Origin of the sequence: Acinetobacter sp. Ac_3412 (assembly GCF_013072675.1) — a bacterium.
GTDB classification, from domain to species: Bacteria; Pseudomonadota; Gammaproteobacteria; order Pseudomonadales; family Moraxellaceae; genus Acinetobacter; species Acinetobacter higginsii.
Window position 1 is genome coordinate 21,579 of sequence record NZ_LXUJ01000001.1, and the last position, 12,773, is coordinate 34,351.

The 12,773-nt window shown below is 37.4% G+C and carries 12 protein-coding genes and 1 pseudogene; 6 read left to right on the plus strand and 7 right to left on the minus strand.

Annotation, left to right across the window (positions count from 1 at the left end; all coding sequences use genetic code 11):
- Positions 1-249 precede the first annotated feature (249 nt).
- Both A7P54_RS00115 and A7P54_RS00120 read right to left on the minus strand, forming a co-directional pair.
- On the minus strand, positions 250-2,121 hold the full coding sequence (locus A7P54_RS00115) for a phage capsid protein (protein ID WP_216077002.1): 1,872 nt from the start codon (positions 2,119-2,121) through the stop codon (positions 250-252).
- 184 nt (positions 2,122-2,305) lie between these two features.
- Positions 2,306-2,959, minus strand: a complete 654-nt coding sequence (locus A7P54_RS00120) for a hypothetical protein (RefSeq protein ID WP_171548281.1) — start codon at positions 2,957-2,959, stop codon at positions 2,306-2,308.
- Between the two features lie 860 nt (positions 2,960-3,819).
- Here A7P54_RS00120 and A7P54_RS00125 point away from each other — a divergent pair.
- Complete coding sequence (locus A7P54_RS00125; RefSeq protein ID WP_005203192.1) at positions 3,820-4,062, plus strand: hypothetical protein; 243 nt, start codon at positions 3,820-3,822, stop codon at positions 4,060-4,062.
- 153 nt (positions 4,063-4,215) lie between these two features.
- Here the strand turns inward: A7P54_RS00125 and A7P54_RS00130 are convergent, their stop codons facing one another.
- The 3 genes and pseudogenes from A7P54_RS00130 to A7P54_RS18865 form a co-directional block, all read right to left on the minus strand.
- Positions 4,216-4,518, minus strand: coding sequence for a hypothetical protein (locus A7P54_RS00130; protein ID WP_171548454.1), 303 nt, complete (start codon positions 4,516-4,518; stop codon positions 4,216-4,218).
- Between the two features lie 92 nt (positions 4,519-4,610).
- Positions 4,611-4,805 carry a hypothetical protein gene (locus tag A7P54_RS00135; RefSeq protein ID WP_171548282.1) on the minus strand — a complete coding sequence of 65 codons (195 nt, stop codon included), beginning with the start codon at positions 4,803-4,805 and terminating at the stop codon, positions 4,611-4,613.
- 153 nt (positions 4,806-4,958) lie between these two features.
- Positions 4,959-5,181 (minus strand): annotated as a pseudogene (locus A7P54_RS18865) (hypothetical protein); the annotation flags it as partial.
- A 229-nt stretch (positions 5,182-5,410) separates the two neighbouring features.
- On the opposite strand from A7P54_RS18865, the gene A7P54_RS00140 reads away from it, so the two are divergent.
- Complete coding sequence (locus tag A7P54_RS00140) at positions 5,411-6,358, plus strand: metal-dependent hydrolase (protein ID WP_171548283.1); 948 nt, start codon at positions 5,411-5,413, stop codon at positions 6,356-6,358.
- Positions 6,359-6,483: 125 nt separating this feature from the next.
- Here A7P54_RS00140 and A7P54_RS00145 read toward each other — a convergent pair whose 3' ends face one another.
- Positions 6,484-6,846 (minus strand): hypothetical protein, encoded by a 363-nt coding sequence (locus tag A7P54_RS00145; protein ID WP_004807675.1) that lies wholly within the window; start codon positions 6,844-6,846, stop codon positions 6,484-6,486.
- 690 nt (positions 6,847-7,536) lie between these two features.
- Here A7P54_RS00145 and A7P54_RS00150 point away from each other — a divergent pair.
- The 4 genes from A7P54_RS00150 to gcvH all read left to right on the plus strand — a co-directional run bounded on the left by A7P54_RS00150 (position 7,537) and on the right by gcvH (position 11,433).
- Positions 7,537-9,384, plus strand: coding sequence for an ABC transporter ATP-binding protein (locus A7P54_RS00150; protein ID WP_005316061.1), 1,848 nt, complete (start codon positions 7,537-7,539; stop codon positions 9,382-9,384).
- On the plus strand, positions 9,384-9,824 hold the full coding sequence (locus A7P54_RS00155; RefSeq protein ID WP_004807678.1) for a MaoC family dehydratase: 441 nt from the start codon (positions 9,384-9,386) through the stop codon (positions 9,822-9,824). The genes A7P54_RS00150 and A7P54_RS00155 overlap by 1 nt, the downstream gene beginning before the upstream one ends.
- 128 nt (positions 9,825-9,952) lie before the next feature.
- Positions 9,953-10,978 carry an AraC family transcriptional regulator gene (locus A7P54_RS00160; protein ID WP_004807680.1) on the plus strand — a complete coding sequence of 342 codons (1,026 nt, stop codon included), beginning with the start codon at positions 9,953-9,955 and terminating at the stop codon, positions 10,976-10,978.
- A gap of 80 nt (positions 10,979-11,058) precedes the next feature.
- Complete coding sequence (gcvH, locus tag A7P54_RS00165; protein ID WP_005189228.1) at positions 11,059-11,433, plus strand: glycine cleavage system protein GcvH; 375 nt, start codon at positions 11,059-11,061, stop codon at positions 11,431-11,433.
- A gap of 88 nt (positions 11,434-11,521) precedes the next feature.
- Here the strand turns inward: gcvH and A7P54_RS00170 are convergent, their stop codons facing one another.
- Positions 11,522-12,679 (minus strand): lytic polysaccharide monooxygenase, encoded by a 1,158-nt coding sequence (locus A7P54_RS00170; RefSeq protein ID WP_171548284.1) that lies wholly within the window; start codon positions 12,677-12,679, stop codon positions 11,522-11,524.
- Positions 12,680-12,773 lie beyond the last annotated feature (94 nt).

The window sequence follows — 12,773 nt, forward strand, 5'->3', positions numbered from 1 at the left end:
CATACGATAAATTCATAGAAATCCGCCATTGCGGGTCATTTGTTCTAATTTATCATTAAAGTGCGACACCGCAGATATCTTTTGTACCAGTTGGGTAAGAAAATTTAACGGTGTATGATCAAACAAAAATTCTATGGATATTCCGCCAGCACTCACTTCGTGATTCAAATCATTCTATTAAAAAATTAGGTAAAAGATGAAAATAGAAGTGGCTTTTCATTTAAAAACCACTTCCAGTCTAAGTATTAATTATAAATAAATCTCAGGTGGATACGGCGTATCATCGCTAATTGGCGTATACAGTGTATTTTCGACAAAGAATCCATTCGGTGCCTGTACAGTATCAATCGTCACAGAATCCTGCATCACTTGCGGATAGGCCCAGATAAACTGCTTCATCAGTCCTAAAGGATTATTATTCTTCATGTCTCCAAATACACGCTGCCAGATTGCTGTTCGGTAAGGCTTAGTCTTATCGAATCCATAAAGGTGAGCAATTGAGGAATCAGGAACAAATCCTGCCAAATAAGCCACTTTATCAGCTGGGTAGTTCAAATCTTGTGTAGGAATCTCTGAAACCGCCTGATGAGCCAAGCCTAAACGCGCTTCCAAAATCCAGTCATAGGCTTCCGTCATGATGTAATCGAAATTCGGATAACTATAGTGCTCACTTGGATAATTGATATCTGTCGCCAAGGTTTCAATCGGTGTGCGAATCGTTGGAAAGAAAATCAGTGGACACACTTTTGCTGTTGGATACTTGGTTTTAATCACTGTACGAATATCTCGACATGTCTGTCCTAGTTTATTGCGTAACCAAGCCTTAAACTCATCATATGGTGTGCCTGTTTTATTTACTGCATCATAAATCGTGCCCAAGTCTGGTGCATACAATCCCGTGTCTGCGTTAAATGCCAGTTTAGTTGGATAATCATAGACACATGGTAAATCTGTACCCTGATTATACCACCACCACGGTTCACCAATTTGCATATTTACAGGGCAGCCGCCTACAGCCATCGTATCAGCAAACTCAATAAACGCTTTATGTAGATAAGCAAGTGCATTTTGATCACACGGGCTAAAGAAATAACTTGGCGGTTCATACCCCGTACGGCCTAAATTACTATTCCAATCCCGCTGTGCCCAGAATTCATTTGCGCCCAATGAGTACATTTCAAAACTGACACCAAATACAGGTTGCATCCCTGCATTCTGCAATGCTTGAGCGAAACGCTCATGCCATTTGCGCGTACATGAATTTACAACAGATTGATTGGTCACCAACGTATCTGGAATTTGCCATTTATTAATACTACTGTTCCAAGACATTTCAGGATACTTTGACATACCACAATAATGATTGATCAAACCGTGATAGCCCAAAGCCTGCATATTATCGACCAAGCGCTGTGGATTCAGATCATAATGGTCATCGTAGCTGGTACAGATGCCGTAGTCATGTTGCGGAACAGAAACGCGCTTGAGCGTAAGTTTGGCATTTGGCCCTGTGGTTACCGAATTCGTTAAACGAATATAGCCATCTTCGACTTGGGCTAAAGGCTGGGTAGAATGCCCATTATAACTGCTCGTAAAACCTGAAAACGAAATTCGCTGGATGTTGGTGACAGGAAAAGACTCTGTTGCTGAAAACCCCGCTTTGACTGTATTCCAATTGATATGAATATGTGCCGAGCGAGATGCTGGCTGATTTGCATAATTAAACAAGACAATGTAAGCAACCTTGTCCTCACCATTGGCTTTGTATTGCACAGTAAGTGTTGGTGTTAATGTTGGATTATTTAACATTGGCATAGATGCCGAGAGTTCAATATCAAAATCCCAAATCACACCGCTGTAATCATATTTAGTTTCATAAGCCAAAAACTTATGATCTTTCGCATCATATGAATCCCAAATGATCCCTGCAAGATCGGTTGTGGTACGTGAGCGAAATGATGCTTCAAAGCCATTCCCATAATTGGTAATCGCAAAAGACATTGTTTGTGGACCATCAATGCGCCAGTACTTTGGACTAAAACGATTAATCATTGAGGTTTGGATGCTAATTGCGGGAGTTGTTTTTAAATTTTTTTGTTTATATTCAAAAGTATTTGTCATTTTTTAAATGCTCTCATTAATCACTGAATCTTTATCTTAAGCGATCGTGATTTTTTGACTGTTTGCATGAGTAAGGATTGATCAAAAAGTACGCATTTATTTCGACTTTATGTAAAGCTAAACTGAATCAGATCAATAAAAAAGCTCATCTTGTGACGAGCTCTTTTATTGCAAAAACGGATTCTTAGAAATTGTAACGAATGCCCACTTTATAAGTGATTCCATCTAGATCTAACACATCAGACGCGGTGCTCTCACAAAAATAAGCTGTACATGCATCGTCAAAGTTTTCGATGTACAGCCATTTATATCCAAGTCCCACATAGCCTGCAATATCCTTTTGAATATAGTGACCTAATTCAAAATCAATCGGCAAAGTTACATAACGCAGTTTAGTATCATAGTCATCTGCATCAAGCCATGCATAACCAATACCAATACTTGCATTCGCATAAGTATTGTTTTGATTATAAAATTTATAGCCACCTTTAACATTGATTTCAGTGCTGTGCCAATCTGAACTTTTTTGGTAATTCAATCCAAATGTTGTACTTAAGGTATCCAAGGCTGTAAATGTAACGCCTGTACCAAAGCCATTTAATTTCTCATGACCATCAATCGCATCCGACTGCAATCTAGAACCATAATATTCTGCAAATACAGAAGTCTGAATTCCGCTGCTCGTCTCACTACGATAGTCCTGATCTATGGGTTGGACTGTACGCTGTCCAAGCGCTTGAGGTGTCCCATAATTGACTTGTAAAGGTGTATCTGCCCACCCATTTACGCCGATGAGATATACTGCTACTCCCATCACCCCGACAAATATTTTTTTCATCCTAATGCCTATTTTTATTTGAATTTAAGAGCTTAGAGAATAATTTATTTTTAATTTTTTAAAAATCATTTTTTTTAAAGACTATCAATAAAAACAAGAAACCGATATCTGGTCGCCCTTATATCATTGTAAAACTTTCACACAAAACCATGTTCAGCCCTAAACTCACCGTATTGTTGTCTCATAGACACTCTGAATCATATATCCAAGAGATTTATTATCTTCGATAACTTTACAGTTCAAATTTTTTTATGTTGTATTAAGCTACATGCTAATTCATTAATAAAAACATAGTTTTTTTCATATAACCTATGTAGGTAAAAAATGACAAATATTCTTCCATTGCGATCATTTTTGCTACCCCACCATTTTATTACTGCAAAAAAACGTCACAATAGTCAATTTAGGGTCGGCTTTTACAATTTTAAAGCATACAAGAAATAATAGATTATTAAAAATTAATCATTGATTAAATTAAACAAAAATTAGAAAACAGAATTAAATAAATAATTATTAATACTTGTCACAAAACACACAAAAAAGGCCAATCGAAATGTAACCGTCAGTTGACTAAAGCTTACAAATTGCATTATAAAATTAGAGTATTTTTCATTTATTTGTGAAATTTAAACCTGAAAGTTGACAAAACAATGATGCAAGATTCAGTATTGCCAATTTCAGAGTTATTCTCAGCTCAAACTTATAAATAAAAAGTGACACGCTGCAAGCAGTGAAAAATACATTAATGAATACCTATAGCATTTTATTTATTTAATATTCAATTAATTTTAATTTAATAAATCATTAAGCTATTTCCGTATTCTATTAATTATTGAGATACCTTTTATAGGAGAAAAAAAATGTATCAAAAACGGCAAAAAGATGCAGCAATCGACTATATCAAAACTGAAATTGATATGTTAATTGATCTTGACAATTCTGATGAAATCATTAAGAGCAAAAATCATCTTGAAATGACGCTGCTATTATTGGTCAAATTAGAGATATTTGGTTGGGATCAAGCCCAAACTTTAGCTAGAGAACTCAGTGTAACAAGTAGGACCGCAATTGACTGCTTGGAACATATGAAAAAAATAGCATAAGCGCAAGCAACTAAGCATCAAGAACACATTTCTAAGCAACTAGAATGAATAAACGCTCAAAATCAATGATGAAAATGAGCGTTTTAATTTTCAAGTGCCACTACTCGAACCTAAATCAAAGTACTTCTAAACATTTAGTACATCTGTTTTTTGTTATGGGCAGATCTCTTTATCTAAGCGTCTAGAAACCCAGTCAATAAAAGCTGTTTTATTACGAAATTGGGGTGTATTAAACAAGTTAATATCCAATTCAAAATGATCAAAATTCAGTAGCTTATACATTCCACCACCTAAAGGAATTAAACCAGTATGCGGGTATTTAATTGCTTTTAGCGCATTTCTCAAAAATAATGCTTTGATTTGTATGTCACTGTTTTTATAGGATTGATAGCTTTGAGAATTTATGAATAATTCATATTCTCGATCTAAGTTTTGAACAATTTGAGAAAAAACCACTTTATGCTCCTTTATTATTGGAATTATTTTTATAACACATAAAAATAAAAAGCCCATCATTTGATAAGCTTTTATACAATTAAGCATAAATTCTATTGGATACTTAATTCATCATCTTTAGCAACAATGACGGAAGTGAGCATTGGAACACCAAGAATAATCGGAACCATGATAATCCATAAATCCGTAGTCAACTTACTAGAAAAGAAGAAATGAATCACAAGAGCGACGAGAGTCAATACTGTGAATAGAACACCCATGAATCGGACTGCAAATTTAACAAGCATTTGTTGGTTCCTTATGATTCTAATATGTATAAACAGTATACGCCTACTCTGTGAGTTAGGACATTTTCTTTTTCTATTGCACTATAAAACCAACTTATATATTTCTAAAGTCAAAAAAGCCCAACATAAGTTAGCTTTCCTTTAAAGCTAAAATTATTTAGCTTCGTTTACCCCAACGATAAACTGGCTGGAATTTAAACCTGCAGCATTTGCCAATTTTTTCAAAAAAATGAAATTTTGAAGCATCGAACTGATCGTCTTTCTTAAGACTTTGCCCACTCAACGTGCCTAACAATTTAACTTGTTCTGGTGTTCACAATTCATTTTCAACCGCTTGATTCATCATGATACACGTCATTGTCATTGGTTAATGTCGCAAAAACATAAAAGATTGCTTAATTCAGTTTATTCAAGCCATATCTTCAAATGATATGGTTTTTTTTATGTATGACATTTCAAGCTTCAAAGTGAGAAGTTCTTGCTATTTTATCTTTAGAATCCCTAGATCAGGTATTTTTGTCCTATAAGCACATGGTGAACAATTTTACTCAATGCTAAAAATCACTTATTCAAATTGATTCGTAATTTTATATTGGGTGACAGGTATGATCACAGAAAATCATCAACTAAAAGCAAGAAAAGTTTATTTCGACTTTTCGGAATCTTCTGTTTGTTGGATGCCAAATGACCCGCTATGTTCTCACATTGCCAATGGTATCAATATGTTGTTACCTGCAGGTGAATTTTGGTTTTGCCGAGTTTTTAATAAAGCACTCCCTTATGTAACTGATGAAAACCTAAAACAAGAAGTCATTGGATTTGTCCGCCAAGAAGCTGCTCATGCCCGCGCCCACGAAAAAGCACAAGATTTCTTAAGAGAAAATGGTTATGACATCCAAGATCCATTAAATCGTGCTCACTTTATTTTTAATATTCTTCTCGGTGACAAACCTTTAGGGATACCGTTCCTCAAGGGTGAAAAGTTGGAGGAATACTGGTTGTTGTTCCGAGTTGGTGTTATTGCTGCAATCGAGCACTTTACTGGAACCATTGGACAATGGACACTCGATAGCAAGTCTTGGGATACAGCTGATCCAGCTATGACTGACTTATTTCGCTGGCATCTTGCCGAAGAAGTTGAGCATCGTTGCGTCGCCTATGACCTTTTTGAGCATTTACTCACCAACAAATTTGGTTTCTATGTCTCTCGACAAGTAATCATGATGGGTGTATTCCCTCTGTTTATTTTCTTCCTTGCAGATTTTGCACGTAGCCTTGGAAAACAAGATCTAGAACATCAAGATATCCAAAAATTAATGCGTCACGGATTCTTTAGATTTATCCGCGAATTTGAAAGAACTGCAACACAAACAGATAATCTGCCAACCATTAAATATTTATGGAAAGCAACCTTACGTTGGACATCTCCAAAATTTAACCCAGTCCATGAAGGCGATACTGAACAGGCATTGGCATATATGGCCCGCTCACCAGCAGTACAATATTTCGAACAAATGACTCAAAACTCAGGCAAGACGCCTGTAGCAAGTTAATTTTTTTGCAATATCCTTCATCAGTATCATACTTTTCAATTTCACACCCTTAATTCGTTAAGGGTGTTTTTCTTCAAGACTTGAGCTTAAACACACAGCAGGTAGAAACAATAACTAACAGTTACTTAGCAAGGAAATTTGGTTTGTTTTAACTCATTTTTAAGTACTGCATAATTTTTTTGTGCTTCATTTTGAGTAAAATTAAATTCATCTTTGGCCATCACACTTTCAGCAGCATCCTGCATATAGCCCTGATACTCTAAATAATGTTCCATAATAAGCTTATGTAGATTTACTTTACTCTTCTCAACCAAGCATTCTTTTTGCTTTGCCTCTAACTGCTCATTTTTCGACTTTACTTTTCCTCTTAAGCCGTATTCAAATTGAATTTGATCATCTATAGATTTGAAATAAACATCAGATAAATTAACGTAATCATCTTTAAAGTTTTTAGCATCTGCTGTACGACATATACCGAATAAAAACATAAGTATAACTATAGATATTATTTTCATCACCGTTTCTATATATATTAATTTTCACTTATTATAACATCATATCGGACAAAAAACCGCCTTAAAATCAAACACCAATACGTTTAAAAACACAAAACAAAGCATGAAGAATAACTAAATAAAACCTTATTTAATATCTCCCTATTTTAAATAACTACACTTAGTTATAAGGCAAACTTTCTAATCAAAAAGTCACATCAATATTCTCTATCTATGGATGAGGGTATATCTAATACATCTCTTCCAATCTCAACAACAATTTCAACTAAATCTACTGAGTTAACATTAATTGAATTCACCACCGAACTCTGTGGCTGCTGATCTTCATTTTCTAATTCATTTATTTTATTATCTTGGCTATTCGTTTCTACCACTACCTATTAGTGAAGCCATTTAATTCATAAAAAAGTAGTATATTATCAAGGGTATAATTCTTGAGCTTGATGATTAAAACAGCCTCACTATTTTTATAAATTATATCCTTACTATTTCCATCATCTATTCTTCTATTCATCTAATAGTTCTTCTTCACTTAAAATAGGAATTTGATCTGTTGCCTGTTTCCTTTCTCATCATTTATGTTCTTTTACCGACTCCAAGTCGCTTTTCTGTTATCCTACCAAGGTGAGCTGAATCGTACTGTATAACTAGAGGAAAAGCGGCATGCTGCAATGGTTTGAAAAATTAGTTGATCCCTACCCAACGAAAGACTTAAACAAACCATTACCAACCACTTTTTTTGCTTTCGTTTGGCAATCGACCAAAGGCATACGCCCTTATCTCTTTATTTTAATTGCATGTACTGCAGCTGCGGCCAGTTTTGAAGCATTATTTTTTTCCTATATCGGAAAATTGGTCGATTGGCTAACACAAAGTCACCCGAGTACGTTTTTAGCAAATAACCAACAAAACCTCACCATCCTGATTAGCATCCTTTTTGCCAATATCTTCTTTGTCAGCCTGCAATCTGTAGTGAAACATCAAGTTTTGTTTAGTAATTTCCCAATGCGCATGCGTTGGCGCTTCCATAATTTGTTATTACAACAGAGTCTAGACTTCTTCCATACTGACTTCGCAGGGCGTCTTTCTGCCAAAGTGATGCAAACTGCTTTGGCTGTGCGCGAATTCTGGATGATTTTGGGCGATATGCTGGTATATGTACTGATCTACTTCATTACGATTAGTGTGGTATTAGGCTCTATTTCTCCTGTACTTATTATTCCTTTAATGTTGTGGCTGGTTTTTTTCATTGTGATCGCCAGCTATTTTATCCCCCGTTTAGGTAAAATTTCCAAAAAACAAGCAGATTCACGTGCTGTTATGACAGGTCGCATAACGGATGCTTATACCAATATTCAAACTGTAAAACTTTTTGCGCATGCAGGCCGTGAAAGCCAATATGCTAAAGAATCCATGCAAGAGTTTATGGTGACGGTTTATAAGCAAATGCGTTTAGGGGTCAAATACGAAATCAGCATTCGTTTACTCAGTGCATTCCTATACATTGGTGTTATTGGCACTTCAGTTTGGTTATGGACGCAAGGTCAAGCTGCTATCGGGGTGATTGCAGCAACCACGGCGATGGTACTGAAGCTAGACAGTATGGCTGAGTTTTTAATGTGGCATGTCACCATGCTATTTGAGAATGTCGGTACCATTCAGGATGGCATGACAACTTTAGGTAAACAGATCCAGATTCAAGACAAGAAAGATGCGACTGAATTAAAAGTTCAGCATGGTGAAATTCGATTTGAGGACGTTAGCTTTGCTTATAACCAAAAAAATGTCATCGAGCATTTTAATTTAACCATTAAACCTGGTGAAAAAATTGGGGTTGTCGGGCGTTCAGGGGCAGGTAAATCGACACTGATTCAATTACTGCTTCATTTCTACGATATCAACCAAGGTCGTATTTTGATTGATGGTCAAAATATTCATGATGTAACCCAAGACAGCTTACGCGCCAATATTGCATTAGTCACGCAAGATACCTCTTTATTACACCGCACTGTTGCTGAAAATATTAAATATGGTCGCCCAAATGCGACTGAAGCGGAAGTGCAACTTGCGGTTAAAAAAGCCAGAGCAGAAGAATTCATTCCCCAACTGACAGATCAGAAAGGTCGTGTTGGATTTGATGCCTACGTTGGTGAACGTGGTGTGAAGCTCTCTGGTGGACAGCGTCAACGTATTGCAATATCGCGTGTTTTCCTCAAAGATGCACCGATTCTCATCCTTGATGAAGCAACCAGTGCGCTTGATTCGGAAGTTGAAGCCGCCATTCAAAGTAGTTTAAATGACTTGATGGTTGGCAAAACAGTCATTGCAATTGCGCACCGTTTATCTACTATTGCTCAAATGGATCGCCTTATTGTCCTTGATCAAGGTCGAATTGCTGAACAAGGAACACATGAGGAACTGATTGCTAATGATGGCTTGTATGCACAATTATGGAAACGCCAAACAGGTGGTTTTTTAGTTGAACAGCGAGTGACTCAGGACACAGAATAATGTTGTATTTAGAAGACTTAAATATTGGTGATCGTTTTAGCAGCCGCGAATATGAAATGACACTTGAAGAAGTGAAACAATTTGCAGGTCAATACGATCCCCAACCTTTTCATTTGGATGAGCAAGCAGCAGCAGAACATCCTATATTTCAAGGATTAGCCGCAAGTGGTTGGCATACTTCTGCGGTGACCATGCGCTTATGGACGGAATGTTTTCCCGTTGCAGGTGGTCTGTTAGGCACTGAATCAAGCTTACGTTGGCCTCGACCAACCCGTGTTGGCGATAAAATTCATGTAGAGATTGAAATTACTGCAATTGTGCCATCTAAAACCAAAAATGATCGTGGTATCGTCAGCTACGTAACACAAGCTTTGAACCAATATGGTGATGTGCTATTAATATCAACAACCAAAATTATGGTCTTTAGAAAACCAACTTGATTCTTGAATATTCGGTGACTCTTTTGTCCAACAATTTTTATGATTGATTATTTTTTTTCATGTAAAGATGTTTAAGACTTAAATGTTTAAAAGATATTGGCAAAATTGATGAGCGCCACGGAAAGCACATGAAAACAACCTCAACTCGTCAAGATCAAGGAATACCAGGCGTCTATGGCTTATTACTGTTAGATGTCGTTTCTCGCTGGGGATATAGCGATGAAACATTGTTTGCGCCGTTTCACTTAACCAGCGAACAACTGGCTGATCCGAACTATCGAATTCCAACACCGATTGCAAATGAATTGGTGAAACACTCTTTGCGCCTTACGGGTGAAAGTACACTGGGCTTTCATCTAGGTACGCAGATGCGTATTTCCATTCATGGTTTTATTGGCTATGCCATTATGACGGCGCATGACATTACCGATGCAATTGCACTGGCAAGCCGTTTCATTCAGTTACGCCTTCCCTTTTTACAGCTCTATTTCTCGACTTTTGGCCCTAAAGCAACCTTACAACTACAATGTGATATTGAAGTTGAGCCATTGCGTACTGAAATCATTTTAGGCTTAACCATTGGTATTATGACCATGGCCAAAGCCTTAACCGGAATTGATGACCTCAGCGGTGAAGTTGATCTGGACTTTCCTGAACCTGCTGGCTTTGAAAAATATAAAGATCGATTAACCAGTACAGTTCGCTTTAATCAGCCCCATCTGATTTCAAGCTTCGATAAAAAATATCTTGGCTTAAAAATGGTCAATGCAGATCCAATTGCCAGTCAGATTGCTATTAACCAATGCGAAACTGAACTTTCTGCGCTAGGCGAACGTCGTCGTTTAGCAATGCGCGTACGTGATATTTTAACCAATTCAGAACAGCATTATCTGAGTATTGAAAGTGTGGCTGAACGCTTGCATATGTCAGATCGTACCTTGAAACGCCAATTGGCTGCGGAAGGTACCTCCTTCTCTACACTCGTGGATGAAGTTCGTTATCGTCACGCAACCTCTTTGCTGTCTCGAACCGATTATAGTTTGGAACAAATTGCGGACGAGCTCGGTTATTCCGATGTCGCGAATTTCAGCCGAGCATTTAAACGTTGGAGTGGTCGTAGCCCAAGTAACTGGCGTAAAGACCCTTACTTATAAGTTCACGAAAGCTTTTGTTTTTATTGAAAAGCATGTATAAACCAAATAAAAATGATACGACAGATTGTTAAGGAGTTGTCATGAATCATCCAGCAGAATTGAAATATGCACGTACGCATGAGTGGGTAAGAATTGAGGGTGACCTCGTTGTAACAGGGATTACTGACCATGCACAAGATGAGTTGGGTGATTTAGTGTATGTGGAAACCCCAGAAGTGGGTAGCCATGTCACCGCAACCGAACAAGCAGGTATCGTTGAATCTGTAAAAACTGCCTCTGATATTCACGCACCAGTTTCTGGAACCGTGGTTGAAGTGAATACTGATCTTGAAGATGATCCTGACTTTGTCAATGATGAACCGTATGGTAAGGGTTGGATCTATAAGATTAAGCCAGACAATATGGCTGATGTTGAAACATTACTTTCAAATAGCGAATACGAATCAGGTTTATAATTTTTATAAATCAGACCGATCTATTTGGACTAATCTATTAAAAAAACCGAGTTATATTAACTCGGTTTTTTTATTGCTTGAACATTGATTATTTCACTAAAAGCCAGGCATCCTGCCAGTTCGAGCCTGTGCCAGGTACATATTGATGCGCTTGAATGGTACACCAACCACTATAAGGAAAAGGCTTGCACTGATATATCCGTCCATCACCGCCCAAGACCTTGGTCCCTGCTTTATATGTAGCAATACTCTTCGGATAAACAAAATCATAAGAGCCACCACCACTGATCGGGGCACGCTCAATTTTGATTTCGACACGTTGGATGCCACTATTTAAACTACTATAAACATCATTTTTCCCGCTTACAGGCACAATCTCACCGTTTGCATTTTTAACGCCTGCGCGTAAGGAACTGTGTTCTCGATTAATCGCCTCAGCTAATAAGCGAGGCCAAACATTTCGACTACCATTGGCAGTACTTGTAATCCGTAATTCTGTTTTTAAATTTGGATTTTCGCCATTCGCATCAAAGACTCGTGTGGATACACGATCATTTACCAATAGGTCATCAAGCGGATTAATATCACCAATATCATTCCAGCTTTGAACTGGTTTCGGTGGTTGCGGATCAACTGGTGTTGTTGGACTACCTGAACCGACATTTACATCAATAACATTATAAAAGGCATTACTGGTATCACCGATATCCCAAACCGCTAAAATGACATGGTAGCCACTTCGGTCAGCAGGTACATAACAGCGATGTGTTTCTACACTGGCAGGTTTTTGGTACTTACCATCTACAGTACAAAAAGGATTTAGATCAAAAGAACTACGTGCTAAAGGTGTTGAAGAGTTCCACCCCTGTTTAGTGATGAAATAACGCCAGCCTTGAGTCACATGTTGTGCGGTAAACTGCCAAGTAAAGTCATTTACCCCTGTAGGCAAATTTGTTTTGACCCATCGTGTCGGTGATTGGGCATTCAATTCTGAAAATTGACTCAAATTGGCATTAGCAATCTGTCCATCTGGTGGTCCAGACTGCGGAAAACCTTTCGGAGCTTCTAAACTTTGTGGTTCCCACACAATACTGCCGCATTGGGTATTCTTATTTAACTTACATGCATAAGCTCGAGATTCTGGTTTAAGTACATAACCATGTGCAAAAACCAATGAAGGTACAATAGGCAGTACCAATATTCCAATCGAGATTAAACTGCGTCTAATAAAGTGATGCATCATCATTATTCTACCTTTGTCATTTAACTTATTTATTGTTGTTAAGCATTGGTGTTCTTAAGACACCTCTTAGACCATAGGTGAGCCGCCTAGACAAGAC